Source organism: Streptomyces sp. WP-1 (genome assembly GCF_030450125.1).
In the GTDB taxonomy this organism is placed as follows: domain Bacteria; phylum Actinomycetota; class Actinomycetes; order Streptomycetales; family Streptomycetaceae; genus Streptomyces; species Streptomyces incarnatus.
In genome coordinates, this window is the sequence record NZ_CP123923.1 from 20,921 (window position 1) to 46,205 (window position 25,285).

General features: G+C 69.3%; 17 protein-coding genes and 7 pseudogenes. 13 read left to right on the forward strand and 11 right to left on the reverse strand.

The features are described from left to right. Positions 1-1,036: 1,036 nt before the first annotated feature. Positions 1,037-2,644: an oleate hydratase gene (locus QHG49_RS00115; protein WP_301486582.1), complete on the reverse strand. Its 1,608-nt coding sequence runs from the start codon at positions 2,642-2,644 to the stop codon at positions 1,037-1,039. A gap of 159 nt (positions 2,645-2,803) precedes the next feature. On the opposite strand from QHG49_RS00115, the gene QHG49_RS00120 reads away from it, so the two are divergent. From QHG49_RS00120 to QHG49_RS00140, 5 genes and pseudogenes are all read left to right on the forward strand, one after another. Continuing rightward, entirely contained in the window at positions 2,804-3,475 is a 672-nt protein-coding gene (locus QHG49_RS00120) for a TetR/AcrR family transcriptional regulator (protein WP_301486584.1), read from the forward strand. A gap of 310 nt (positions 3,476-3,785) precedes the next feature. Continuing rightward, positions 3,786-4,001 (forward strand): annotated as a pseudogene (locus tag QHG49_RS00125) (IS630 family transposase); the annotation flags it as partial. Between the two features lie 913 nt (positions 4,002-4,914). Next, positions 4,915-5,827: pseudogene (locus tag QHG49_RS00130) on the forward strand (transposase). Positions 5,828-5,891: 64 nt separating this feature from the next. Continuing rightward, positions 5,892-6,260, forward strand: coding sequence for a hypothetical protein (locus QHG49_RS00135; RefSeq protein WP_301486586.1), 369 nt, complete (start codon positions 5,892-5,894; stop codon positions 6,258-6,260). Positions 6,261-7,194: 934 nt separating this feature from the next. Beyond that, positions 7,195-8,034, forward strand: a complete 840-nt coding sequence (locus QHG49_RS00140) for a hypothetical protein (protein ID WP_301486588.1) — start codon at positions 7,195-7,197, stop codon at positions 8,032-8,034. A 695-nt stretch (positions 8,035-8,729) separates the two neighbouring features. On the opposite strand, the gene QHG49_RS00145 is transcribed toward QHG49_RS00140, so the two are convergent. From QHG49_RS00145 to QHG49_RS00165, 4 genes are all read right to left on the reverse strand, one after another. Beyond that, positions 8,730-9,101, reverse strand: a complete 372-nt coding sequence (locus QHG49_RS00145; RefSeq protein ID WP_301486590.1) for a DUF6415 family natural product biosynthesis protein — start codon at positions 9,099-9,101, stop codon at positions 8,730-8,732. An 8-nt stretch (positions 9,102-9,109) separates the two neighbouring features. After that, positions 9,110-9,268 (reverse strand): hypothetical protein, encoded by a 159-nt coding sequence (locus QHG49_RS00150; RefSeq protein WP_301486592.1) that lies wholly within the window; start codon positions 9,266-9,268, stop codon positions 9,110-9,112. Positions 9,269-10,179: 911 nt separating this feature from the next. After that, positions 10,180-10,956: a hypothetical protein gene (locus tag QHG49_RS00160; protein ID WP_301486594.1), complete on the reverse strand. Its 777-nt coding sequence runs from the start codon at positions 10,954-10,956 to the stop codon at positions 10,180-10,182. Between the two features lie 227 nt (positions 10,957-11,183). Continuing rightward, positions 11,184-11,624, reverse strand: coding sequence for an ALF repeat-containing protein (locus QHG49_RS00165; protein WP_301486596.1), 441 nt, complete (start codon positions 11,622-11,624; stop codon positions 11,184-11,186). Positions 11,625-11,859: 235 nt separating this feature from the next. Between QHG49_RS00165 and QHG49_RS00170 the strand changes: the two are divergent. Then, positions 11,860-12,063 (forward strand): annotated as a pseudogene (locus tag QHG49_RS00170) (alpha/beta fold hydrolase); the annotation flags it as partial. Between the two features lie 433 nt (positions 12,064-12,496). Here the strand turns inward: QHG49_RS00170 and QHG49_RS00175 are convergent. Together QHG49_RS00175 and QHG49_RS00185 are read right to left on the reverse strand one after the other, a co-directional pair. After that, positions 12,497-13,080: pseudogene (locus QHG49_RS00175) on the reverse strand (IS5 family transposase); the annotation flags it as partial. A 348-nt stretch (positions 13,081-13,428) separates the two neighbouring features. Further along, the gene (locus tag QHG49_RS00185) at positions 13,429-14,064 is read right to left on the reverse strand and encodes a TetR/AcrR family transcriptional regulator (RefSeq protein WP_145490987.1); all 636 of its coding nucleotides are present in this window, start codon (positions 14,062-14,064) and stop codon (positions 13,429-13,431) included. Positions 14,065-14,184: 120 nt separating this feature from the next. Here QHG49_RS00185 and QHG49_RS00190 point away from each other — a divergent pair, with 120 nt between their 5' ends. The 3 genes and pseudogenes from QHG49_RS00190 to QHG49_RS00200 all read left to right on the forward strand — a co-directional run bounded on the left by QHG49_RS00190 (position 14,185) and on the right by QHG49_RS00200 (position 17,349). Further along, the gene (locus QHG49_RS00190; RefSeq protein ID WP_301486601.1) at positions 14,185-14,889 is read left to right on the forward strand and encodes a hypothetical protein; all 705 of its coding nucleotides are present in this window, start codon (positions 14,185-14,187) and stop codon (positions 14,887-14,889) included. 97 nt (positions 14,890-14,986) lie between these two features. After that, positions 14,987-16,183, forward strand: coding sequence for an FAD-dependent monooxygenase (locus QHG49_RS00195; protein ID WP_301486603.1), 1,197 nt, complete (start codon positions 14,987-14,989; stop codon positions 16,181-16,183). A gap of 292 nt (positions 16,184-16,475) precedes the next feature. Continuing rightward, positions 16,476-17,349, forward strand: a pseudogene (locus QHG49_RS00200) (IS5 family transposase). A 24-nt stretch (positions 17,350-17,373) separates the two neighbouring features. Here QHG49_RS00200 and QHG49_RS00205 read toward each other — a convergent pair. The 4 genes and pseudogenes from QHG49_RS00205 to QHG49_RS00220 all read right to left on the reverse strand — a co-directional run. Beyond that, positions 17,374-17,484 (reverse strand): annotated as a pseudogene (locus tag QHG49_RS00205) (IS5/IS1182 family transposase); the annotation flags it as partial. Positions 17,485-17,901: 417 nt separating this feature from the next. Next, positions 17,902-18,282, reverse strand: coding sequence for a hypothetical protein (locus QHG49_RS00210; protein ID WP_145490980.1), 381 nt, complete (start codon positions 18,280-18,282; stop codon positions 17,902-17,904). A gap of 13 nt (positions 18,283-18,295) precedes the next feature. Beyond that, positions 18,296-18,457, reverse strand: a complete 162-nt coding sequence (locus QHG49_RS00215) for a hypothetical protein (protein WP_159697496.1) — start codon at positions 18,455-18,457, stop codon at positions 18,296-18,298. 117 nt (positions 18,458-18,574) lie between these two features. Beyond that, positions 18,575-19,105, reverse strand: a pseudogene (locus QHG49_RS00220) (M55 family metallopeptidase). A gap of 953 nt (positions 19,106-20,058) precedes the next feature. Here QHG49_RS00220 and QHG49_RS00225 point away from each other — a divergent pair. From QHG49_RS00225 to QHG49_RS00240, 4 genes are read left to right on the forward strand one after another with little or no spacing between them, the layout of a single operon-like run. Further along, positions 20,059-21,729 (forward strand): hypothetical protein, encoded by a 1,671-nt coding sequence (locus tag QHG49_RS00225; protein WP_244320390.1) that lies wholly within the window; start codon positions 20,059-20,061, stop codon positions 21,727-21,729. Next, positions 21,722-22,825, forward strand: coding sequence for a Gfo/Idh/MocA family oxidoreductase (locus tag QHG49_RS00230; protein ID WP_236576139.1), 1,104 nt, complete (start codon positions 21,722-21,724; stop codon positions 22,823-22,825). Before QHG49_RS00225 ends, QHG49_RS00230 begins: the two co-directional genes overlap by 8 nt. Beyond that, positions 22,822-23,949 carry a Gfo/Idh/MocA family protein gene (locus QHG49_RS00235; RefSeq protein WP_301486611.1) on the forward strand — a complete coding sequence of 376 codons (1,128 nt, stop codon included), beginning with the start codon at positions 22,822-22,824 and terminating at the stop codon, positions 23,947-23,949. Before QHG49_RS00230 ends, QHG49_RS00235 begins: the two co-directional genes overlap by 4 nt. Next, a complete protein-coding gene (locus QHG49_RS00240) occupies positions 23,946-25,217 on the forward strand; it encodes a radical SAM protein (protein WP_301486613.1) in 1,272 nt (423 codons plus the stop codon). Before QHG49_RS00235 ends, QHG49_RS00240 begins: the two co-directional genes overlap by 4 nt. Positions 25,218-25,285: the final 68 nt, after the last annotated feature.

A 25,285-nucleotide genomic window follows, 5' to 3' on the forward strand; every position in this document is an offset into this window, starting at 1 on the left:
TCCCACCGGGATGCTGACCATCGGGGGTGCCGCTGGTCGTGATCGGCTGATGCGCTGTCCTGTCGGGTCTCCCATCGACATGCCGGTGCCGGGTTGGGGGCTTCGATCTCTCGGAGTCGTCGCGGCCCCTCGGTCTGCGAGCCGAAAGGCCGGCGGAGGCGGCCGGGGTTACCCCGGGCGGGCCGCCCATGAGCGGGACGGGCTGAGCCAGGCTCGCAGGCCCAGATCGACTACGGCTTCCTGCGGCAGTGGATCAACCCGGCCGCGGAAAGCGGCACCGGATCTGGGCGCTCGTGATGGAGCCGCCCACCTCGCGACACATGTTCGTACGCCCGGTGGTGCCCATGAACCAGCACACCCTGGACCCTCGCGCACGTGGAAGCGTTCCGTTTCTTCGGTGGTTCCTCGGCGTCCGGTGCCGGACGACTTGAAGACTGGCGTGGACAAGCCGAATCTCTAGGAGCCGCAGATCAACAAGTCGCATGCCGAACTCGCCTGGCGAGAAGGTCGGCAAGGATGCCTGCCAGCTCGACTTCCTGGCCGGAGGCCGTGGAATAGCGTCGTTCTGTGTTCGGTCCCCGCGGCTGGGCGCGGATCATCAAACGCGTCGCCCCCACGCTGGAACGATCGGGCGACCGCGTCATCCGCGCTCCTGTCCCGGCAGCGAAGGCACACCGGTCCCCCTTGGACAGATGTTCCGTCCTGCTCACAGAGGAGAGCCGGGCGCTGATGCCGTTCGTCACCGCCTTCAGGACGGAACGCTCACCGCAACACCACAGCACCGCATACCGCACCTCGGACAGGTGGCAGGGAGTCCACTCCACACCAGCCCCGCGTCGTAGCGAGAGACCGTCGCAGGTTGCGTCGGTCGGGTAAGAACATTCGCTAGAGGCCATCAGCACCCCCTGCCGGCTGCGCAGCAGCCGGCGACGGAGGCGCGTGAATCCGCGACGGCCTTCCCCTGACATGGACGTTGAACAACAAGCTAAGGGACGCTGCTGTGTGCTGCTGGCGCGCGGGGCGGTCACCGGCGGGGTCAGTCGTTGCCCCGGCCTTGGAGGAGGGTGCGGGTGGCGCGGGCGGCGACCTGGGGGTCGCGCATGCCCTGGTAGACGGGCGGGATGGGACGGTCGACGCCGAACAGGGTGTACATGGCCTGCATCGCGGCGTGGACGGAGTACTCCACGGTGAAGACGACGTCGTCGGGCATCTCGACGAACTGGCCGGCGAAGGCGAAGTTACGGGCGCCGTCGGGGACGACCTGGGGCCGGTCCCCCGGCGCGCGGCAGGCGAAGAGGGCCGAGGCGTACGGCATCATCACCGTGGTGACGTCCGTGGTCTCGAGTACGTGCTCAAGGAGGTCGTCGAAGCCGAGCTGGTGGATGAGTTCGGTGAGGATCTCCTTGCCCGTCGCCTGCGCCATGGGCTTGCGGACGTAGTCGCCCTGCCGGTCGATCTCGAAGCCGTAGCCCCACAGGGTGTAAGTGTTCTCGGGCATGTCGGGGAAGTGCGGCTGGTACGGGACCACGACGGACAGGTGCCAGCCCGACTCGACCCAGGTCATCAGCGCGCCCGTTCCCGGTTCGTTGCCGGTGTAGGCGGTGATGCGCTTCAGCAGGGCGTCGTCGCGCATGGTGAGGGTGAACGACTCCCACTTGTGTTCGTCGACGTTGCCGTAGAAGGACATGGGGCGTCCGAAGTCGTCGGCCTTACGGGCGATGGTCTCCCACAGGGACCAGCCCTGGTCGCGGCGGTCCCGGACGAGTTCCGGCACGGTGTCGTTCCCGCCGTACGTGGAGTCCGCGGTGATGGAGCCGAGGGTGAGCAGGGCGTAGTCCGCCGGGCCGAGGTCGATGCGGCCGGTGCCGTCGGAGTCCTGGATGTGCAGGCAGGTGGCGCGGCGGCCGGTCGCCGGGGTGCCGCTGAAGTCGACGTCCAGGACGCGGGTGCCGAAGCGCACATCGACGCCCTGCGCCGTCAGCCAGCGCTGAAGCGGTACGACCATGGAGTCGTACTGGTTGTAGACGGTGCGGCGCACTCCGGACAGGGTGTGGATGCGTGGGAACTCCTGGATGAACCGCAGGAAGTAGCGGCGCAGTTCGGCTGCCGAGTGCCAGCGCTGGAAGGCGAAGGTGGTGCGCCACATCTGCCAGAAGTTGGTGGTGAAGAAGTGCGGGCCGAACACCTCGTCGATGCGCTTGCTGCCGAGCAGCTTCTCCGGGGTGCCCATGAGGCGGGACAGTTCGGTGCGGTCCCGGACGGAGAAACCGAAGTCGGAGGCATCGAGGACGTTGTGTCCGCCGTCGATGAGGCGGGCCTTGGCATGTGTCCTGATCTTCTCGTTGAACGCCCGGATCTCGTCGGTGACGCTGGTGTCCACGTCGTCCCGGGACGGTATGGAGCCGAAGAGGTCCCACACGCACTGATACGCCTCTTCCTCCAGCATGCGCCCGCCCCGTGTCACGTAGGCGTCGCGGTGCGCCGGGGACTCGGCGCCGTCCAGGGAACCGCCCTGGACGTTCAGTTCCTCCAGGATGTGGATCTGCTCGCCGGACATGCCGGCGTCCCGGATGGCGAAGGCCGCGGCCGCCATGCCCGCGATCCCGCCGCCGACGATCCACAGCTGCCGGTTGTCGTCGCTCATTGTCAATACCCTCTTTTCGGACTGGACTCCTTTTCGAACGTACTCCGGTTTCCGGTTTCTCGTTCTATCCTGAACAAACACAGGACCTTCGGCCCCCCTTCGCTCACTGGATCAGAGCCGTCCGGCCCTCGGGGACGGCCCTCTGACGGGAAGGCGCTCATGTCGTCCAGGACTTCGCAGCCGGAGCACGCGACGGTCCCGGCCGACCGCCCGTTCGGCCGACGGGAGCGCAATAAACAGGACAAACTTCACCGCATCCTGGAAGCGGCCACCGAGCTGTTCACCGAACAGGGCTACTCGGCCGTGACCACGCAGGAGATCGCAGAGGCGGCGGATGTCGGCATCGGCACCCTCTTCCGCCACGCCGGGTCCAAGGCGGGACTGCTCATGCTGGTCATGAACGAACAGCTCCGGCTGGGCGTCGAGCGGGGCATCACACTCGCCCGCTCCGGGGCCGAGCCCACCGACGCGATCCTCGCTCTGGTCACACCACTCGTGGACGCCAGCTCCCGGCACCCCGAGAACACCGCGGTCTACCAACGCGAGACACTCTTCGGCACCGGCCCGGAACGCGAGACCGCCGCCGCCCAGGTGGCCCGGATCGAGTCCGCGATCGAGGAGATCCTGCGCGGCCGAACCGCCTTCCGTCTCGCGCGTGATCTCGACCGGACCGCGCACGCCGTCTACGCGACGATGTACATGGACATCGTGCGCGTCTGCATGGCCCGCGCCCCGGCCGACGACCTCACCACCCGTCTGCGACGATCGATCGACCACCTCCTCGACGCACTGCTGCCACCGGACCACGAAACCCGCACTGCGGCCCACTGACCACCATGACCGCCGCCGCACGCGCCTCGCCCCGAGCGGTACGGCCAGGAGAACGAGCCCCACGGCAACCACCACGCCTAAACTGTCGGTTCGCGAAGTCCTCCGGGCTTGATGCAGCCACGGTGACGGAGGGCGCTTCTTGTCGGTCGGCGAGGGCGTGTCGGTCGAGTTGGGCCAGCAGGTCGTTTAGGTCAGCGGGTTGAACTTCCACCTGGGTCAGTTCCGTGCAGTCGTGCCCCGAGGCCAGGGCCGGGCGGCAGCGGGCCTGCATCGAGGTCTTCCGTCGCTGGAGATGACGTACTCGTCCTCGACCAACGCCTCCTGGGCCAACCCGGTCGAGGCCCGCTTCGGACCACCCTGACAGTTCGCACTTGCCAACTCCGAGCACCCCCGTCACACCGTCCAGACCCGTGCGGTCCACCGCTACCTGCGCCGGCGCGACGCCAACGCCCGCCACCCCGATGTGCTGGCCGCCCAACGCCGTGAGCGTGCCCGTATGTGCGGCGAGAAAGGCATCCGCTGGGGGGCTGTCTCTCCTCGCAGCGTGATCAATCCGTCGATGTGCTTTTCTGCCAGCCGGCGAGACCGGCCCTGTGGATCCTCGTCGCCACTGCACCAGGAACGGCGTAACCAACCGGTCGCCGACCAACGTGTTGAGCCGTCCGGCTCTGGCGTCGTCGAGGAAGAAGAGAGTCATGGCCTGACCGTTGCGCCTCACGTAGAACCGCTCACCGTCGTGCTCCAGATCGTCCATGAGATAACCGACCACCATCAGGTCGGCCCAGTCGTCCCTGACCTCGACGCTCCAGCGGCGTCGCCGGCCACCGATCGAATACTCGATCCACGCCTCCCCCGAGCCGGTGTCAACATGGTCCCGCAGATCGGCCAGAGCATCCGAACGGCCGGCAATCCGGCACAGCTGCCTGGCGATCGCGACATACGCGCCCTGGCCATGCACACGTTCGGTGTCGAAATTCCACGCCCGGTCGCATATCCATCGTCCCCATGGCTCGGCCTCAGCTTCACTGACCAGCACGAACAACACCAAATCGAACGGTCTGCGCTCATACGACTCTCGCGGACACGAGTACAGCAAATCGTCCACGGTTCTGCCGACTGCGAGCGGCAGCCCTAAAGGGTGTCCCGTAACGGGCGGCCGGGTCCGTCGTTGGCCTGGGCATGGGTGGGGACCTTGCCGAGGCTTGGACATGGGCCGGTGAACTGGATGCTCTGCATGGCCGTTTCGCTCGTCGTTTCAGCCGGACTGAGCCGCGAGAGTCGGCTCTGGCTTTCATGTGAGGGCTGATAGCCCCGCTGGAGCGGAAGAACGGCTGGACACTTGCGGAGGAAGCCAACCATACAGGCCCGGACCGGCTGCACCGGTTGCTGACCGGATCGGGTGAGATGCCGACCTGGTCCTCGACGACGTCCGGAGCTATGTGGTCGAGCATCTCGGAAACCAGGACGCGGTCCTGATCGTCGACGGCACCGGTTTCCTGAAGAAGGGCGACCGGTCGGCCGGTGTCCGGCATCAGTACTCCGGAACTGCCGGACACACGGAGAACTGCCAGGTCGGCGTCTTTCTCGCCTACGCCGCCAACCGCGGGCGGACGCTGATCGACCGGCGCCTTTACCTGCCCGCCTCTTGGACCGAGGACCGCCGAAGATGCCGCCGCGCCGGCATCGAGGACACTCGCCTTCGCCACCAAGGTCGCCATCGCCCGGGAGATGCTCCGCCGGGCGGTCACCGAGAAGATCCCGTTCCGGTGGGTGACGGCGGACGCCGGTTACGGCTACAGCAAGAGCTGGTGGACCGAACACGAACAAGCCGACATCTTCCACGTCATGGCCACCACCCGCCAGGACACCGTCGTCACCCGCTGGGCACCGGACCGTCTCGTCCGCGACCTGTTCACCGACCTGCCCCGCCAGAATGCGGAAGTTGACCGTCTCGTTCTTCGCGCGCCCCCGGCCCCCTTGGCGGGGAATGTGCTCTGGCCGTCGACGAGCTCGAACTCCAGATACGTGAAGTCGCCCGAGGTTCCGCCGGAGCCGAGCGCGACCGTGTTGTCAAACCCCGCGTTGGAACGGTCCAGTCCCATGCTCGCCCTCAGCGTCCCCAAAAACGTGTACCCGGCGGGCCCGTCCGGCTCCACCTCGCCCTCGAACGTCGCTGACGATCCGAACTTGGTCCTGGAGACATCGATCTTCACCGCTGTCATGTCAATCCCTTCGCGCACCCGCCGCCTTGCCGGACGGCCGCCGTCGACAGTTCGCCGCGTCGCATATGGCGCGCTAAACGATCAAGGGATGGCGGGGGCCCTGCCCAGGTTCGAGGATCCGATCGAGTGAACGGCAGATGCGCGACGGGTCACCAGGACTTCTCAGCCGGTCCCGCGACAGGGTCAGAGCGGAGGTGGGCGAGGGCGTCGGCGAGATTGAACCGGACGGTGAAGACGGCGGAGGTGCCGGTCATATCCAGCCGGAGCCGCATGATCGCACACAGGGGGCCGACGAGAACGAACCGGTGACAGGCATGGGCATGCAGCAGCACCACCAGGAGATCCTCGTCGCAGTAGCGCAGACCGCCGACATCGACGACGAGGTCGCGGCAGCCGGCGCGGGCGAAGGCGGCGTTGAGACGGGCGCAGTCGACGTCCCAGACGGAGGGTATGCCGCGCAGGACGATCAGATGAGCGGGAGGGTCATCGAGGTCGGCATGGATGATCTCAAGTTCACGCCACGAGTCCCGGCCGACACGAGAACATGCTCCTCGCTCATATGACCATTCTGGCACCCCCGACTTGCACGAGTACAAGGCTGTCCGGCCCACCATCGCCGTGACCGATCGGCGGCCGCACGCGTTGTGCACGGCGCGTGCGCCGAGTCCGATCCCCCGCGGATGCACGCATGAGGCCCCGCCCCGACACACCGCGGCAGCGGGGCCTTTCCCCAACCCGTACGCGTGCCACGGCCCGCAAACACCGCCCTACCGAACGCGGAGGGCCGCCGGGCGGCCGCAGGCGCCGACGCGATGTCGGCCCGCCGCCGTGGAGATGCCCAACAACGAGCCGCCCGGTCAAGGAGTTGGTCGACGACGGCTGCGGCTTCGTCAGGGCGGTCGCCCCACCGCAGGTGTTCGGCCGACGTGCAGGCGCGGGGTGGACACGGCCGTCGCTGGTGATCCCCCACAGGGTGTGGTGCGGGACGAGCGAGACGAGTTCCGCACCGCCGGCCGGGAGAGACAGCGGTGCGTAGAACCGCCACACCTGCTTGCCGCCGTCGCCGGGGGTGCGCAGGACGGGCATGTCGGTGAGCGGGTCGATGAAGAACGCCTCCGTCTTGGCGTCCTGGGCGAGCACGGCATGAGCGGCGATTGGGTCACACATCGTCAGCCGGTGGGTCACCGGTCGCTGATAGTGCACGGCCGGACGGGGATATCGGTGACGGCCTCGCAGGGCAGCAGGTCCGGCTCACGGCCGTCGGTGACCTCGGACGCGGCATCGGCATCGGCATCGGCATCGGCATCGGCATCGGCATCGGCCCAGGTTCACCTGTCCAGGTGACTCATCAGCCCACGCGCGGTGCGATCAGCGGACGGCACCTCAGAATGATCAACCGGGATGGGACACGCTCGTCACTCGGCGAGCCGGACGACCCTGCAGGCCGTCCCACGACGTGCGGGCCTTGCTCGTTTGATCGCCGTACCGACTTCAGCCGTGAACACCATGGCGTTGAGGAGCAGGATTTCTGTGAACAGGTTCTCGTCGGCACGCATCGCCGCAGTGGCGGCATTCGCCCTTGGAGCGGTTCCTGTCGCGGGCATGGGCAGCACCGCGGCTGCCACCCCGACGGCCGGCGCGACAGCCGCAGGAGCGCCGCACTGCACCGAGGGCGAGTCGTGGAAGGGCGGTGGGTGGGGCCAGTACGCCGATGTGTGGGCGTGCATGAAGACCGACGGAAAGACGCTTAACATCACCGCACACGCGGCCTGCTACTACGCGCTGGGCACGTACGAACGCTGCTCCGCCACCGGGAATTGGACACTCCGGAAGAATGGGGAGGCCGTCGTGTCGGGGGGCGAAGCGCCTTACCCGGGCCCAGGCACCTATGAACTGGACATGTACATCGTGGCGGAAGGGCGCTCCGCCGGCAGCTCGTCGCCCAACCTCCGTGTCAGTGGCCGACATGTCCGCACCGTCACCTTCGACACGCCTTTCACCAACGGCCCGCACCTGCTCGGCGCCAACGGGCCGTCCGACAGCTCGAAGTCGACGCTGACAGTCATGAACAAGGGCGACCAGACCGCGAAGGCAGTGGTGGTCACCCTCTCTAGTCCCCAAAACGCCGGGGGTGCAGCGAAGCTGTCTGACGACCGGCGCTGCAAGCTGAACCACTGGGGCAACACGGAGTGCGCCCTGGGCGACGTTGCACCGAACTCATCAGTGTCACTGCCGGTGTCCGACGATGCGTGCCGTATGAGCTCGGAGGACGGATCCCGCTACTGGAGTTACAAGGCTGAGAACTTCCCCGAGTTCCACGCGCCCCTGTGCGGCTGACACTGCGTACGCGTCGGCTCGCACCGCTCTGTGCGGGCGAACGGTGAGAGGTGAATCCGAGGGAAGGGCCGATGAGGTTCTTCCCTCGGTGAGCCGCGGGATCCTCGTAGGAGGCGTTCCCGTCGCGCAGGGGCCGCACTTTGCCGGTCAGGTCGGGACACTGGGAGGATTTCCGGCCCGGCACGTTGATGTGGTGGTGCAAGAATGGCCGACAGTCGGGCGACGGCCTCGTCAGGGATCTCCAATTTTTTGCTGCTGAGCCGGGCGAGGGCGGCGTCCATGGAACGGGTCTTGAACAGCACGAGCGCGTTGAGGGGCTGGATTGAGGGCGCCGAGGCATCGGCCATTGAGCTGACAGCTGCCGCAGCCCTCAATGTGCCAGTGCCACACGATGTATGTCATCACCTTCATGACCCGCGCCTTGACGCACGGCGTGCAGGCGCGTAGGCCCCTGTCGAGCGGCATTCCGTCCAGACGACGTAACGCGGTCGGGGCGCCAGCCGCACACCACATGCGCGTTTCCCCGGCATGCTGCGGTGGTGGAAGGCGAGCAGTTGCCTTCCAGCGGGCGGGGCTGTGGGTGCGGCCCTGACCCGAGACGGCCGCCGTGGGGGTGCGTCGGCGCGAGGCCCTCGTGAGCACCAGGACGAGGGCGGGGGCGGGCACGACGGCCACGAACACGGACAGGCCGGTGATCACCCACACGACGGCGGCGCCGCCTTGTTCTCGGAGTGGTCGAGGAGCGCCTGCACGACGCGGGCCAAGCGCCGGCCGTACCCCACCTCGCCGTCGGGTCCGCGGCCCGGCCGCGCCGTGAGCTTGCCGCGGGCCCCGCCGGCGCAGGCGCTCGCGCAGTACCGGGCGGTGCCCTCCTTCGACATCCGAATGGGCATCTTCTCCACCTCGGGGATGAGCAGCTCCAAGTCGCGCAGTTGGCCGATGAGGATGTCAAGGCTCTCGTGCGCCGGGAGCGGCGCGTCGGTCTCGCTCTCGGGCCCGAGCACTCGGGCAGCGGTCTCGCGCATGATGGTGGTGTCCACGGGCTCCGTGCCGGTGGTCTGCTTCACGGGGGCGCTCACCGGGCTACCGCCTGTCCAGCGCGGTGGAGCGGGCAGCCGCACGGCGGGGAGCGGTCCGCCTGGGGCAGCGGCGGCAGCTTGCTGTCGACGGCCCCGGTGACCGTGCCGCAGTCCTGGGTGATCGTGCCGCAGCGGTCCACGGTGTAGACCCGCATCGCCATTCTCCCGCCCCGTGCGCTGGGCATCGGGCAGAGCGGTACCGTTCGTCATGTCGACGCTCCTTCGCTGGTATGAGCGCTGGCCATACCTGGGGCCGTTCGCGCGGTCGCCGGGCCCTGCGTGGCACCTTCCGGGTGCGGTCGTCGCGGCGCCGTCCGAGGCCGGCCGCATGAGCGGATCTGCCAGACTCGGGGAGCGCCGGAGACGACGACTTCGCCCGCCGCGCGCAGAGGACGGTTCACGGCTCCGCAGTCGAAGCATGACTCGCCGTGGAGGCGGACGATGCTCACACGACGGTCGACGACCGCTGAAGTGAGCGAACGTACTTCCTGCATCTCCGTGCCCATCTTTGGTGCCTGCGCGCGGCACTCATGTTGGGGCTGAGAGAACGTCCCAAGTACCCCGGTGAGGGGCACTTGGGAGCCGCTGGTGTTCAGGTTGCGGCGCGCCACTCCGCGAAGGACGCCAGTGTCTCCGAGTCGGCGCGGCGCAGGCACCGGAGTGTCGAAGCGTCTTCCCTGACCCGGGAATGGTCACGGGTGTACTGAGGTGCGATCTTGCGAGCGACCATCAGCGACTCGAGCGCGCCGTCGGGCATGCCGCCCAAGCTGGGCACGTGCCAGTTCGATGTAAAAACCCGAGCGGCGCTCCGCGGCGAGGCTGGTCGGGGGCTTCCACCGGAACTCTGCCGCCCACCAGCCCAACTGCCGAGCCCCTGAACCAAAACTCATCCTGAACTGATCAGTAAGGGAGATCTTCCCCGTGGGGTGCCTGCGGCCGGCGGTCAGCGCCCATGCGACGAGCCCGTTTTCGCGAGCCGACCGGAGCCGAATGCGTGCGGCAGATTCCGGGAGCCGCGCACACGTGGGAACCGTGCGCAGTGGGCAGAGCACAGGGGCGGGCTCGATCAGTCGGCCGACGTGTTCCGTGTCATCTCGGCCGCCTCGGTAATGGCGCGTTGTCTGAGATCGCCGAACAGCTGCATCGTGACGGCGGCCAGGACGTCGTCCCCGCCAACAGTCCGTCCGTCCCCGCGACGGGTGGACAGGGCGAGGAGGGGGTCCTTGAGCAGCGGGGCCGGGGCTGGCTCGCCCGGCACCGCCAGCCTTACCGTCCCGAACCGCTTGACCCCGCCCTCGCGGACGACCTCGGCCGCGTCCCGGGCCAGGGCCGTCAGGAACACGCTCGCGATTCCGTCCAGGTCGCGGACCATCGCCGGGACCGCCCTCACCCCCCGGCTCACCAGCAGCCTTCTCACTCCGGCCTCGAACCGGTGGGCGCCAGCCACACCACTCGGTGTACGCGCCCCGCGGCGCTCACGAAGAGACGCGAGCGCACCATCGGCGTTGCGCACCTCGCCCATCAGGCCGTGGAAGGTCGGGCTGTGCAGGTACCACGCCGATCCCACCTCCACCTCGATGTTCCGGTCGATCGCCGAGATGAGGTCCTTGGGGATCAGCCTCTTCCTGGCCTCCTCAGCCGCCGCGCTTCTCGCGCCCTCGATGATCTCCGTCAGCACGGTCCGCGTCACTGACGCGGCGGCCCACGCAGCCGACCGGGAGACGTGCAACGAGGTCACGTCCCTGAACACCGCTTTGACGAGCTGAGGCTTGAACGGCAGGTCGGTCACGACGGAAGCGGTCTGTGGACCGCTGCGCTCGGTGCGTACGAGTTGTGTGGTCATCGAAGAATGTGCTTTCTACTGTCGGAGGTGTCAGTGGCCCATGCCGCACCGGGCGGCGAGACCACAGAGCTCTGCGGAGGGAACCGAGCCGACACAGGGCCTGCCGGGCGGTGCCGCCGGCACACAGAGGTGCAGGCGCCCCCGCCCGGATTCTCGGCGTTCCGGCGACCGGGCGTGCGGCAGGGGGTGCCACCCGGGCGACGCGCTGTGGTGCGGCGCCGTGCTGGTCAGGCGACCTGGTACCTGCCGACTTCCAGGAAGTGGCGCAGCGCCTCGGGTATGTTGTCGTCCAGGGCAGCGTTGGCTGCCGCGCGCAGGGCCGGGCTGATGGACGAATCAGCGAGGATGCGGGCGATGGCGACTCGGTCGTCCTCGGCCTGGGCGATGCCGTAGCCGGTCTCCAGCCAGGCGCGCATCACCTCGGGGTCGTTGGCGTCCAGGAGGGCGTTGGCTTCTCGTGTCACACGCCGGCCGCTGTCCGGGGCAGCGAGGATCCGGACTATGGCCACCCTCAGGTCGTCGGCGTCCGGCTCGTCCGCGGACGAGGACACCGCGGGCACCGTCATTGCGGTCGGTTCCGCCGTGGCGGCGAAGGATGGGGTGGCGAGCAGGAGAGCCGGGGCAACGATGCCCGCGGCGATGCCGGGCGCTACGCGATGCAGTCGCAAGGGGAATGCTCCTCTTCGTTCGCGACGGAGGTGAGTTGAGGACGCCTCAGGGCGTTCACTTCGGTGATGCTGCCACCTGGGTCTGACAGTGGCAGTCGGCCCGCTGCGGTTGCAGGGCACCGTCGCCGCAGACGTGTCCGGTTTGTCATGGCGACGCTCCTTGGAGAAGAGCGGCCTTGAGCGCGGCTCGTGGCTAGCGGGGCTGATCGGGGCGAGACGATTCCTGGGGGCGGTCGTGGTGTGGTCCGAGCGTGTGGTGGTGCGCGACGGGGTACGGCTTGTCCGCCGGGACCGGGGCGGGCCGGGGGAGCCCGTCGTGCTGTTGCACGGCTTGGCCGGTCATGCGGGTGAGCGGGAGGTGGTGGCCTCGCGGCTGATTGCCCGGTATCGGGTCGTCGCGGTCGACCAGCGCGGGCACGGCGCGAGCGAGCGTCATCCGTACGCGCGGACATCCACCTCAACCTGCTCCAACTCGCCTGCAGCATCACCTGTTTGAGACGACTCCAAGCTTCATCTTGAAACGATCAGTAAGACCTCACACGCCCGGTTTCATCACTCCAAAGAACCACTCACACCGCAACACGGCACGGTGGGTCGTACGGAGGGCCTGCGAAGCTGCGGGATCTGTCCGGCCGACAGGGCAACTCGGTGGCGGAGTCAGCGACGGCCCAAGCCGGAGCCTGCAGGGCAGGCATGGCCATCGACGCTGCCCAGTCGACGCCTGAGGGCCTGTTACGAACAGTGGGCCGTCTGTCAGACCTCTCTGGGAAGCTCCGGGCCTGGATATGACAGCGCAACTGACGATCGCACGCTCCGATCCGCAGAAAATGGTGGCGGTCTGGGGGCCAGGCCTATAGGCGGTTTCGTTTGGGTCAGCGCGCGGACCAGAGGAAGGTGCCAGCGATATGGAGTCCGGCCAGGTAAACGGTCGCGGTCTTCTCGTAGCGGGTGGCGACGCCGCGCCACTGCTTCAAGCGGTTGATGCACCGCTCCACGGTGCTGCGTGTTCGTACGCCGCTTGGTCGAAGGCAGACGGGCTGCCGCCGGCCCGTCCGCGCCGCATCCGGTTGATCCGCTGATCGGCCCGTTCCGGGATCACCGCGCTGATACCGCGTCTGCGCAGGTGGTGGTACCGGATCTCGCAAGAGGAGTACGCCCTTGTCAGCCAGGATCATGTCCGGCCTGGTACGGGGGCGTCCACGGCGGCGGGGAACGCGCGGCCGGGCCATGACGTCCGTGAAGGCGAGTGCGTCGCCGGCCTGTCCGGCGGTGAGGACGAACGTGAGTAGCCGGGCACCGGCCGGCGGCCGCGAGGTGGATCTTCGTGGTCAGTCCGCCGCGGGAGCGGCCGATGGCGTGGTCGTCCGGCTCACAGATCGGCGCCCCTTTTGCGCGCTCCGGCCGCGTGCTGGTGAGCGCGCATGATCGTGGAGTCCACCGAAACGGCCCAGGCCACGTGAACATCGAGGACCTGGACCTCGCCGCCCGGTGAAGGCCAAGGGCGCGCGGAGCAAGGTCTGCCGCCGCGGTCGAGCGCGCGAGGACTTCGTCCTGGAGACCGTCTGCTGGGACGCCGACCCTGCCCGGCTCCTGTGCGGCCGCGCCCGCAGCCCGGTCTTCGTCACCCACCACCGCCCCGGACCGGGGAAGGTGGTCAGCCCGCGTGGCATGTGCCCGGATACCGGCCTGGGCCGCCTCTCCTACGGCCAGGCCCGCGCCCTCCTCGATGAGCACACCGCCGCACGGGGGGCCGGGCACCGGCTGGGACCTGCACGAGTGCCGACACTCCGCCCCCCTAGCCGAATCAGCGCGTGGCGTACGCGCGGATGAACGCGTGGGCTCCGTCGATCATGGTCTGGCGGATCTGATCGGGGTCGGCGTTGGCGGGGACCGGTTGGCGTTCATAGGCCAACAGGAGAGTCAGGGCGCCGAAGTGATCGGCGGCCAGGCGCGGGTTGTCCGTGTCCAAGAGCCCGGCATCGACAAAGTGGGCGATGCGTTCCGCGAGCGCTGCCTGCATCGGCGCCGTCTCGATGTCGTCCTCGGTCGTCGGCGTCCGCAGACGCTCCTGGGCGACGAGGGCGAACCCGGCGGAGTAGTCGGCAGAGCCGACGACCGTCACGCCGAGGTCGATCGCCAACGCGGTGAACGCCGCCTCCAGTTGCGGCACCGTCGTGATCGGCGCGTCTTCCGGGAGGTGCTCCTCAAGTGCCCGGCGCCCCGTGGCCAGTAGTGATTCGGACACGTCGGAGAGGATGGCCAGGAAGAGGCGCCGCTTGTCGCCGAAGTAGTCGTACACGGTGCGTTTCGAGACGGCAGCCCGGGCCGCGACGGCATCCATGCTGACGCGGTCCACACCCTCGTGGACGAACAGGTCCCGGGCGGCGGCGAGGATCGCCTTCCGCTTTTCCGAGGACCCCTCGCGCACCGTCTTCTCCATACCGACAGATTTCACTTCCACCTCCGAAGGGCATTCTACACTGCACAGTTTACTTACTGCACTGCACGGTGTAGTTTCGACGCGGCACCACCGCCAGGACCTCCTGAAGAGGAATCCCCCATGCCACAAGCGCCCGCCGTCATCGCCAACCTCGTCGAATCCGTCCTGGGGCGGCCGGCTCATCTGCTCGACGCCAGTGAGCCCGCCCCCGGCTTCCTCAAGCTGGAACTGCACGCCGAGCCGCCGCCCGGCGGCTGGCATCCCGGCCACGAGATACAGGTCCGCGCCACCCCCACCCAAGGGCGCCGCTACACCGTGCAAACAGTGGGCGGCACGGACTCCGAGCGCATCGGCATCCTCGCCGCCACCGAGGCCGAAGGGCCCGGCACGGCGTGGATACGCCGACTGCGCGTCGGAAGTCGCACGACGGTGCTGGCCGGGCGCCACCGGCCGTTACGTGAGCACGGAACCCGCCGCCTCTACCTCGGCGACGGCTGCGCCCTCGGCACCCTCGACGCCTACGCCCAAGGCAGTGATGCACCGATCGTGGCCGTCGAGGTACCGGCGGACGCCGTCGAGCCCCTCGCCGACCGCCGGCCCCGGTTCCGCTTCCTGGCCGCCGCGGGAGCGCCGGGCGACGCACTGCAGTCCTGGCTCGAACGGGCCGTCGGCGACGATGAGTTCAGGAACCTCGACGGCGCCGTGCTGCTGGGCCACGCCCAGTCGATCCAGCGCCAGCGGCGGGTGCTCACCGACAGCCTGAACCTGTCGCGCCGCGCCATCACCACGAGGCCGTACTGGGCCACCGGCAGGGCAGGGCTGTAGTGCTCGCCGACACGACCCGCGCGGAGCAGTACCCCGAAAAGCTTGTCCCGCCGAAGGCGCACCTCCAGAAAACACCGACAAACCCGAAAGACTGAACGTGACCGAGACACACCGCCCCCGCCGCAACCGCTCCGTCCTCGTCTCCGGCGCGAGTATCGCCGGCCCTGCGATCGCCTACTGGCTGCACCGTCACGGCTTCGACGTCACCGTCGTCGAAAAGGCAGGCACCGTGCGCGGCGGCGGCTACCCCATCGACATCCGCGGCACCGCCCTGGAGGTCGTGCGGCGCATGGACATCCTGCCCCAGCTGCAGAAGGCCCATGTCAACACGCATCGCATCACGTTCGTGGACACCGACGGCAGCACCATCGCCGCCCTGAGCGCCGAGAGTATGGCGATCGGCGCGGACGGAGACCTCGAGGTACAGCGCGGTGACCTGACCGAGACCATCTACGACGCCGTCCGCGAATCCGTCACGTTCATGTTCAACGACTCCATCGCCACCCTCGACGACCGCCCCGACGGCATCGCGGTGACCTTCCGCAGCGGCGCCCGCCACACCTTCGACATCGTCATCGGGGCGGACGGAATCCACTCCCACACCCGCCGACTGATCTTCGGCCCCGAGGAGCCCTTCCACCACTACCTCGGCGCGTGCTTCGCCGGTTTCACCGTGCCCAACCACCTCGGTCTCTCCCACGAGGGCATGCTGTGGAACACCCCCAGCCAGCGCGCCGCCCTCTACGCCGCCGGTTCCGGCGGGCAGGTGTTCGGGCTGCTCTCCTTCAGGCGCCCCGACCTGCCCTTCGACATCTTCCGCAACCTGGACGCGCAACGCGAACTGGTCGCCGCCGCTTTCCCGGACGAGTGCTGGGAGATTCCGCGGATGGTCGCCGGGATGCGTGCCGCCGAGGACCTGTTCTTCGACGCCATCAGCCAGATACGGATGACGAGCTGGTCCCAGGGCCGGGTCGCGCTGGTCGGCGACGCCGCCTACGCCCCGTCGTTCCTGACGGGGCAGGGCACCAGCCTCGCCCTGGTCGGCGCGTATGTCCTGGCCGGAGAGCTGGCCACGCACACCGACCACGCCGAGGCGTTCGACGCCTACGACAGGGTGCTGCGGCCGTTCGTGACCCTCAACCAGGAACTCGCGAACGGCGGCGACACGGCCCTCTTCCCCGCCACCGAGGAGTCCCTCCAGGAACGCAACGCGGCCCTCCGCACGCTCTCGGCCCTCCCCGCCGAGCCCGAGCACGCCACATACAGCGCGCTCACACTGCCTGACTACGAGTGACCTTGACCTCCTGGGTCAGCCACAGGCCCGAGACCCAGGTTGGGTGACGACAACTAACGCGGTGCCCGACATGTACCAGCAGGCGATCGCCGAGGGCCGGCAGGTGCGGGCCGCGGTACCGGAGAGCGACCCCCGCCCCCGCGGGGACGACTTCTTGAAGTCGCCGGACAACCCCCAGGGCGCCTGTCTGATTGTGATCAATGGGCGGCTCGGGTGCGGTCTTTGGTCCAGATCATTGAGACGCTTAGGGTCTGTTGCGAAAGTGGATCTTGTTTGTTGATGATCACGTTCTGTGGGACGTGGGGATCTGACGAATGGGCAGTGGGCCCGGCTTGAGCCGTTGCTGCCGCGGGCATCAAGCCGGGCCGGCCGCAGGTGTGGTCGAGGCCGCAGCTGATAGACGGCATACGGTGGCGGACCCGGGCCGGTGCTCCGTGGCGGGACGTGCCCGAACGTTATGGGCCGTGGGACCGGGTCTATGACCTGTTCCGGCGCTGGCAGCGGGACGGCACCTGGGCGAGGATCCTCACTCAGCTCCAGGCCGAGGCGGACGCGAAGGGCCTGATCACCTGGGACGTGAACGTCGACTCGACGGTCTGCCGGGCCCATCAGCACGCCGCCGGGGCGGTGAAAAGGGGGACTTGCAGAAGGAGTCGCCCGGTGGGGTCTTCGTCGAGCCGGCCGACCACGGTCTCGGACGGTCCCGCGGCGGACTGAGCAGCAAAATCCATCTCGCGGTCGAGCAGGGGCAGAAGCCCTTGTCGGTGGTGATCACGGCAGGGCAGCGGGGTGACTCCCCGCAGTTCGAGCCGGTCCTGGAGGCCATCCGGGTCCCTCGCCTGGGGCCCGGCAGGCCGCGCAAGCGCCCGGACCGGGTCCGGGCCGACAAGGCGTACGACTCGCGCGGCAATCGCTCCTACCTGCGCAGACGCGGGATCAAGGCCACCATCCCGGTGCCGGCGGACCGGGTCCGCAACCGCCTCAAGCGCGGATCGCATGGCGGGCGGCCGCCGAAGTTCGACAAGGACGACTACAAGCAGCGGCACGCGGTCGAGTGCGGGATCAACCGGCTCAAGCGCCACCGGGCCGTCGCCACAAGGTACGACAAACTCGCCGTCCGCTACGAAGCGACCGTGCTGGTCGCAGCCATCAACGAGTGGCTGTGACCAGCACTTTCACAACAGACCCTAGACGGTGCTCCTCACCTTGTAGAGCTCGGCGTCATGACTCGCAGGCCGACCGCCTCCTGAGCCCTTCCTCCTCCGATTGGCGGCCTGGTCGGTCTTCTCCGGGACGACGGCTCGATGCCGGGATTGCGCGCTGCGCGGCCAGGCGCAGGAGCTCGTACGGCTTCGCCCCGACGCCGTCGGCAGCGCACAGATACCCGCTGATACCCAACCGCCGCCATCACACCGCACATTCACGGCGGCGGAGAGGGGCACGCCAGGATCTCCCCTCCCCTCCCCCGCCAGCCGCCGCGTCGGAGCGAAGGAGGGTATGCCCTCGCTGCCGCCGGGGGGGGATGGCCCCGGTCGTGTGTGGTGCGCGCCGGAGGGAGTGCGGCGGTGGGAGCCGAATGTGAGGACACCCCCACCGCTGTCCGGTCGTCGTCACTGAGCCGCGTGCGGCGGCCTCCAGCCAGTTCAGGAACTCGCATGCGAAGTGCCACTTGTGGCCGGTGAAGACGTGCTCCGGGGTACTCGCGGGAATCTGGATCGTCAGGCGGATACGCAACCCGTGCCGGCCGTCACGAACTCATGCATGACACGGGCGACTTCGGTGCCGTCGGCGAGCCGACCGGTACCGCCGATCCGGACGGGGTAGGTTTCGTGCCCCTCGCCCTCGATCGGCACGCCGTCGTGGAAGGCGAGAAAGAAGCGCAGTGGCCCGAAGCCGATGGTCTCGATGATCTCGACCGTGTCGTCGGTGGAGTCGGCGAGGTAGTGCTCCGGGTTGGCCGCGAGCAGAGCGGCTCGGTCAGCGCCTGCGAGCCGGCCCTGCCACCAGGTAGGAAATTCGTCCGCGTCGATGCCGTCGATCTCCATCTCGGTTACAGCGGATCGCCACTCGCCGCCCGAGGTGTCGAGCAGTGGTGCCATCGCTTGGTCCGACTCACGAATGTCCGGTGAGCAGCTCCCTCATCAGGTCGTCCCCGACCCGCGCCTTGAGCAGGGTGAGCGCCGCGCGGGAGCGGCCCAGTTCCCATCGGCGGATGTCGTCCTGCGTGTACTCCGTGCCGTCGATCACGGTCCGGACAGCCAGCGCGCTCGTCATGGCGTGCTCCCCTCACGATGAACCACAAAAGGAGACTTTTTCTCCGCTTCGCGGACGATAGGACGCGAACCCCGTTATGGGGCGAGTCGCGTCAGCGACCAGCCGATGCCACGGCGGTCAGCAGTACGGTGGCTGGTCGGCCAGGGAGGCTGCCACTCGTATCCACACGCCGAACAGCCGATGAAGGCTGGGCAGGTCGCCCGCGCCTGGACGGTCCGCGTGACCGACGAGGTGCCCCAGGGAATCCCCGTACTTCACGGCCCCGGCCCTCACCGAGGCGTCCCGCTCCGTCATCTCCGCGCAGGCGAAGTCGTCACCGGTGAGGACGGCCACCGGAACACCGATCGCGGCCGCGGCGGCGTGGGCCAGTCCGATCTCGCCCGCGGGCCGGCCGTCCAGCTACTTGTCCTCGATCCCCTGCCCCATGGAGCTGTGACTCAGCACGCCGAGCGCGCTGACCCGCGAGTGATAGCCGACGCAAATCACGGCGCCGCGCTCGGGGGTGAGGCCTTCGAGCATGAGCAACGGACGGCGGCGTCGACGTCCTCCGCCATCATCCCCTCTCCTCCGCCGTCCACGCTCATGGTCCCGGCCGCCGGGCTGGACGAAGCATGCCCGGACCCGCGCCGGGTGATAGGGCAGCAGCATCTCACCCGGAGAATCTCCACCGGCTTCGGGCCAGGAGTGCTGGTCCCATCCAAGTCGGGCACCGTGCCGGGCGGCATCGGCAACGACGTCGGCGTGGCCACCTTCCCGACAGCCGGCGGTATGCGATCGCCGTCCTCACCCGGCCGCTGGCACTCGGGGCACCCACTCGCACTCGCGACGACATCCTCGGCTCTGCGGCCCGGGCGGGCCCTGGACCACCTTCGCGCGAACGGGGCACCCTCTCCGAGCGAGGCTCGTGGGAGACGTGGCAGACACCGGCGTCCGCCTGGCCAAGTGAAACGGCGTCTTAGCCGTGGTTGCCGACTGTGTTACAGGTTATTTAATTCGCCGGGATCGTCCACCCCTACGAGAAGCGTCAGCGCACCGGAGAAACCGGCGTTTCGTGTGGCGACCGAGCGGGGTGCGCCCTCAATGAACTCACCATGCGAGGGCACTCGATGGACTGGAACGAGCCAGCGAGAATGAGAATCGGCCATTCCATGGAACGGAACACTTCGTTCCCTCGGTGCGGTGAAATCCGGGGTGCACCGACCCCTTACATCCGGACATACCTGAATTGCCTTCCCCAAACGAACGCGAGATCGGTGCAGTCTCGTGGTTGACACGCACGGCATCAGGTCGTGAACATGCAGTGCGGATCACGGCGCATGATCCCACCCGGTCCCGAAACAAGGGGCGTACGGCGACTGTCTTCCTCGCCCGCCCCGTCATCCAGATCAGCTCCGCCCGGGAGGGAATTCCAGGCTCAAGGAAGGTACCCGACAGCGCTCCGCGTCCAGCTGCGGCTTTCGGGCCGTTGGCCCTCCTCTGCCCGGCAGAGGTGGTGTTCGGGCGAACCTGCTGAAGAAATTCATTTCGCCGTCATATCCGTTACCCACTTATGACACCCGCGATTCCGTGTGCCCGGACGCGGGTGACGAAGGAGTGTGCACATGACGTTCAACGCTCTGATGGGCACGTCCCCGAACGGCGACGAACTGCCGCGGGCCGGCGCCACCGCGCGGCTCCACGCCGTGATCAGCGGCCACTGGTCCTCGGACGTCCTGCTGCGCCTGCACCTGAGGCGATGGCCGGATTCGGCGGAGCCGCGTCCGGAGGGCCATGAGGTGGTCGCCCTCGACGACGGCGGCTACGCGCACACCGTGGACACCGGCACCGGCTTCGTCACGGTGCAGTTCACGCCCGAGCCGGACTCCGCGCCGCACTCGCTGGAGCACAGCGATCCGCCCACCCCGCGCTGGCGCGCGGCCGTGCTGACGGAGAGCGTCCGGCCGGACGATCCGACGCCGGCCGCGGTCGCCCGGGCGCTGGCCGAGGCCCTGCGGAGCGAAGGCGCCGCCTTCAGCGAGGCCGAGGTGGCGAGACTGTGGGAGGCGATGCCGCTGCTGCGCCGGTATGCCACCGAGGAGAGCGCTCTCGCCGACTGGGCGCTGATATTCCGCGACCATTACGTGGAGAACAGCGTCGGCTTCCTGCTGGCCGCCGAACGCGCCGGGTTCGCACCGCAGTGGATCTACGCCCTGGACAAGGGCGACAAGACGTTGCGCCGGGACCGTGTGCACGGTTGGTTCCTGTCCCGGGGCTACCGCAGCGCGACCCTCGACAACTCCGTCGTGAACGGCACCGCCACCGACGAGGAAGTCCGCCGGGCGCGCGAGGTGGGCTCCGACGTGGACGCCTTCATCCGGGCGGCACACGCCGAGGGCCGGCGCGTGCTCATGGTCGACGACGGCGGCATCATCGCCCTCGGCTCCGCAAGCGAACGACTGGTCACCGAACAGCCGGACGCCGCACTGGAGTTGACCGTCAGCGGCCTCAAACGCATATCGGCGGCCACCGACATGAGCCTGCCCGTCCTCAACATGGCGCGCTCCGAGGTCAAGACGCACCTGGCCTACAACGAGATCGCCGATTCCTGCGTGCGGCGGCTGCGCGCCATCGTGCCGGGGGAAAAGTTCGTCGGCCGGCGGGTGCTGACCCTGGGCTTCGGCACTCTGGGCGCCCGGGTCGCAAGGGCCCTGCGTGCGACCGGATGCCGCGTCACCGTCGTGGACACCGACCTCCTCGCCCTCGTACGCGCCGCCGAGGAGGGCTTCGACACCAGCCGCTCGGCCCATGAGGCGCTGCGGCGCGCCCGCCCCTTCCTGATCATCGGGACCACCGGCGAGGACGCGCTCACCGAGGCCGACCTGGCACTGCTGCCCGACGGCGTGCTCCTCGCCGGATTCGCCACCCGGGACTTCAGCCTGCTCAGCGAGCGCCGCGTCGCCACGACGGCGTCGGACGTCCCCGGCGTGGGGGTCCGCTACACGTTGCCCGAGGGCCGCTCGGCCGTCCTCCTCGGCGACGGCCGGTCCCTGAACCTCTACACCTACGAGGGCATCCCCAACCGGGGCTATGACGCCTACCGCGCCGCCACCCTGGTCACCGCCAAGCACCTGTGCCGGACCGCCGCGGACCTGGCGCCCGGCATCCACCTCGGGATCGTGGACGAAGTGGTGCGCGGCGCGGGGCTGTTCGACGCGTACTACGACACGTATCTCGCCGACACCGCCCAGCCGGCCGAAGGCGGCGTCGAGGACGGTGGGGACGCGCATGAGTGACCTGCCCCGCGTGTGCGTCGTCGGCTACGGAGTGGCCGGCAAACTGCACCACCGCCTCCTGGAAGCCGCCGGTCTGCGCGTGTGCGCCGTGGACCCGGCCCTGACCGGCACGCCCCTCGGCGTCCACCGCCGGCAGCCCGTCGAACACAGCGCCACCGTGCGGGACATGGCGGGCCCCGTGCACCTGTGGTCGCTCTGCACACCCACCCAGGCACACGTCGACGTCCTGGCACAGGTCCTGGAGCGTGACCCGCGGGCCCGCGTCATCATGGAGAAACCGGCCTGCCGGGTACAGGACGTGCCCCGCCTCCTGGACCTGCTGGAGCGGCATCCCGGGGCGCGCGTGGTCGTGATGAACCAGTACCGGCACGCCCACGCGCTGCGCCTGCTGGACGACCTGCGGCGCCATCACATGCCGGACCACCCGGTGACGGCTGTGCGCGTCGCCTTCAGCAAGGACCGGCGGCCCGACATGGAGGCGGGCCGGTTCGTCGACCGCGACCACGGCGTCTTCGGCTACGAGTGGCCGCACATGCTGGCGGTGGCGAGCCGGCTGCTGCCGTCCGACGTCTACCGCGCCTACGTGGAGAGCCCGGTCGAGGACGTACGGGGCGTCGTCCACGAGGACTACTTCGTCACGGCCGCCCGGGAACGCGCCGTGGTGGCGGACGGCGTGGAGCTGGAGCTGTACTCGTCGGTCGTCGGCGACGCGCTGGAGGACACCGACGTCCCCGACTGGGCCCGTCCCTTCGGCCACTCCACCGGCGGCCGCCGACGGCTCGCCCAACTCCAGGTCGGCCCGGCGCTGTTCACGGCGGAGATGGACCCCGTAGCGCTCCCGGACGGCAGCCGGCTGCCCAGTAACACCCACCGGCTGACGGCCGAGCTGCCGGGCGGCTGCCAGGAGACGCTGGTGAACGACTCCCCCATGGACAACGCCCTGCGCACCGCGGTGGCCCGGCTGCTGGGCGACCTGCCGCTGCCCCCGGTCGACCTGCGGCCCGTGCACCGCATCAGCGCCTTGGCGGGCCACTTCCGGCACGTTCCTGCGACCGCCGCCGCGGCGGCCGGACGGCTGAGCGGAGGCGCCGTATGAGCAGGCTTCGTTTCGGCGTCATCGGCTGCGGTGTCATCGGCGGTCTGCACGCCCGGGTGCTCAACTCCTACGCCCCGCTCGCCGAACGGGCGCGGCTCGTCGCCGTCGCATCGCCCTCACCCGAGCGCGCACACCGGCTGGCCGAGGAGACCGGCAGCGAGGCGACGGACATCGCCGCCCTGATCGAGCGCTCTGATATCGATGTCATCAGCGTGTGCACCCCCAGTGGCCTCCACGCCGAGCTGGGGCTGCGGGCACTGGCCGCGGGCAAGCACGTCGTCGTGGAGAAGCCCATCGACGTGTCCGCCCGAGCGGCGGACCGGCTGATCGCCGGCGCACGACAGGCCGGGCGCGCCCTGGCCGTCATCAGCCAGCGCCGCTTCGACCCCGCCTCCCGGACGCTGCGTACCGCCCTGGACGCCGGGGAGTTCGGGACGCTGACGTCCGGGCTGGTGGAAGTCCCCCTGTGGCGGGGCCAGTCGTACTACGACTCGGGCGGCTGGCGCGGCAGCCGGGCGCTGGACGGCGGTGGCGCGCTCCTCAACCAAGGGGTGCACGCCGTCGACCTCGTCCAGTGGCTGATGGGCCCGGTCGTCGAGGTGGCCGCGCACACCGCCCTCAAGGGGCACCGCGGCATCGAGGTCGAGGACGTCGTCACCGCGAGTCTGCGGCATGCCAGCGGTGCCCTGACGTCCCTGCTGGCGACGACCGCGGCGTATCCGGGGCGCACCACGCGCCTGACGGTCCACGGCGACCGGGGAAGCGCCCTGATCGACAACGACGAACTCACCTGGTTCCACGCCGCCGGACCGCAGGACGACACCTCCGCCTACGGTGCCTACGGAGCGGGCAACCAGGCCGCCGAGCGCCGACCGGCCGCTCCCGCCGAGCAGCGGGACGCCAGCGGACTGCTCCCCTCGCCGCACGGCGACCAACTCCTCGATCTCTGCGACGCGATCGCCGAGGGCCGCACTCCCGCCGTCGACGGCGAGGAGGGCCGCAGGGCCCTGCTGACCGTGCTCGCGGTGTACGAGGCGGCGCGCACCGGCGCCGTCACCCAGGTGGCATCGGTCTTTGAGTCGTCACCCACCCCATCCGCCCCCATGACCCCGGAGCCGGCATGACCAGTGTGAGTTTCGTCGTCGCCGACGACGAGTTCGAGCGTGACTTCCTGCAGCTTCCCCTGGATGTGGCCAACGCGGCCGCCTTCCTCGCACGGGACGGGGTGGACGTCGTCGTCTGGGACCGTCGTCTGAGCGGCGAGGCGCCCCGCGTCGACGCGGTCGACGTGGCCGTCGTCGTCACGGCGATCGCGGACCGCGCCCAGTGCTACCCCCTCGATCTGGGCCCGGTGCGCACCGCCGTGGAACAGGTGCGGCGGACCTGGCCGGGGGCCACCGTCCTCGCCGTCGGCCCGCACGCCACCCAACTGCCCACGGCCACGCTCCGCGAGCTGGGCGTGGACCACGTGGCACGCGGCGAGGCGGACGCGGCGGCGGTGCACGGCGTACGGGAGCTGCTGAGCGGCAAACCGGTGCTGGGCGAGCTGCCGCTGAGCGGGACGTATCCGCCGCTGGACTTCGACGCAGCGCCCCTGCCCGCCTACGACCTGCTGGACCTGACGGCCTACACGGCCGAGACGTTCACCGGCGGGCGGGTCAGGCGCGGGCCGTGCGGCATGGTGCTGGGCGTGCGCGGCTGCACCTATGGATGCACGTTCTGCCATCTTCCGTTCGGCACACGGATGCGCCCGGAGCCCGTGGAGCGCACGCTCGCGGAGATCACGGCGATGCGCGAACGCGGCGTCGACTCGCTGTTCTTCCTCGACTACGTCTTCGGTCTGCACCCGACCTTCTACAAGGAGCTGTGCACCGGACTCGTCGGACGGGGTCTGGATCTGGGCTGGAGCGGGCAGAGCCGGGCCGAGGTGGTCCTGCGCCAGGACGTGGACCTGTGGGCCGCCGCGGGATGCAACGGGATGTGGCTGGGCGCCGAGTCGCCGGCCGTCGCGGAGACCGGCGTCGGCAAACGTGTCCCGGCGGAGAAGATCGACGCGGCGATCCGCCGGCTCTCGACGGCCGGGATCACACCGTTCGCCTTCATCCTGCTGGGCCTGCCCGGTGACCCGGCCTGCCTGAGCGGCGAAGTGGTCGACTGGGCCGCCTCGCTGCCCGGATACTTCGGGCTCAACCAGCTCTTCCTGCGCCCCGGCACCCCGCTCTACGACGAATTGGCGGCCGACTACAACGGCGGTGCCATGCCCGCTTCGTGGGCCGAGGTGGAGGCGGTGACGCGGCGCTACCGGGAGCGTTATCCGGTCAGCCTCGACGACCTGTGGCAGCGGCTCGTCAAGCTGCCGAACTACATCGGCAACGCGATGGCCGCCGTATGAGCACCGGCCACCTCGTATCCGCCGCCGGACCGGTGCGGGTCGCCGGGCCCGGCGGCGGACGGCAGGAG

Coding starts and splice junctions, on each gene's coding strand:
- QHG49_RS00240 (WP_301486613.1), top strand. CDS start 23,946: ATGACCAGTGTGAGTTTCGTCGTCGCCGACGACGAGTTCGAGCGTGAC.
- QHG49_RS00150 (WP_301486592.1), bottom strand. CDS start 9,268: ATGCGGGTCTACACCGTGGACCGCTGCGGCACGATCACCCAGGACTGC.
- QHG49_RS00190 (WP_301486601.1), top strand. CDS start 14,185: ATGCCACAAGCGCCCGCCGTCATCGCCAACCTCGTCGAATCCGTCCTG.
- QHG49_RS00235 (WP_301486611.1), top strand. CDS start 22,822: ATGAGCAGGCTTCGTTTCGGCGTCATCGGCTGCGGTGTCATCGGCGGT.
- QHG49_RS00160 (WP_301486594.1), bottom strand. CDS start 10,956: ATGACCACACAACTCGTACGCACCGAGCGCAGCGGTCCACAGACCGCT.
- QHG49_RS00210 (WP_145490980.1), bottom strand. CDS start 18,282: ATGGCACCACTGCTCGACACCTCGGGCGGCGAGTGGCGATCCGCTGTA.
- QHG49_RS00185 (WP_145490987.1), bottom strand. CDS start 14,064: ATGGAGAAGACGGTGCGCGAGGGGTCCTCGGAAAAGCGGAAGGCGATC.
- QHG49_RS00120 (WP_301486584.1), top strand. CDS start 2,804: ATGTCGTCCAGGACTTCGCAGCCGGAGCACGCGACGGTCCCGGCCGAC.
- QHG49_RS00230 (WP_236576139.1), top strand. CDS start 21,722: ATGAGTGACCTGCCCCGCGTGTGCGTCGTCGGCTACGGAGTGGCCGGC.
- QHG49_RS00115 (WP_301486582.1), bottom strand. CDS start 2,644: ATGAGCGACGACAACCGGCAGCTGTGGATCGTCGGCGGCGGGATCGCG.
- QHG49_RS00215 (WP_159697496.1), bottom strand. CDS start 18,457: ATGACGAGCGCGCTGGCTGTCCGGACCGTGATCGACGGCACGGAGTAC.
- QHG49_RS00225 (WP_244320390.1), top strand. CDS start 20,059: ATGACGTTCAACGCTCTGATGGGCACGTCCCCGAACGGCGACGAACTG.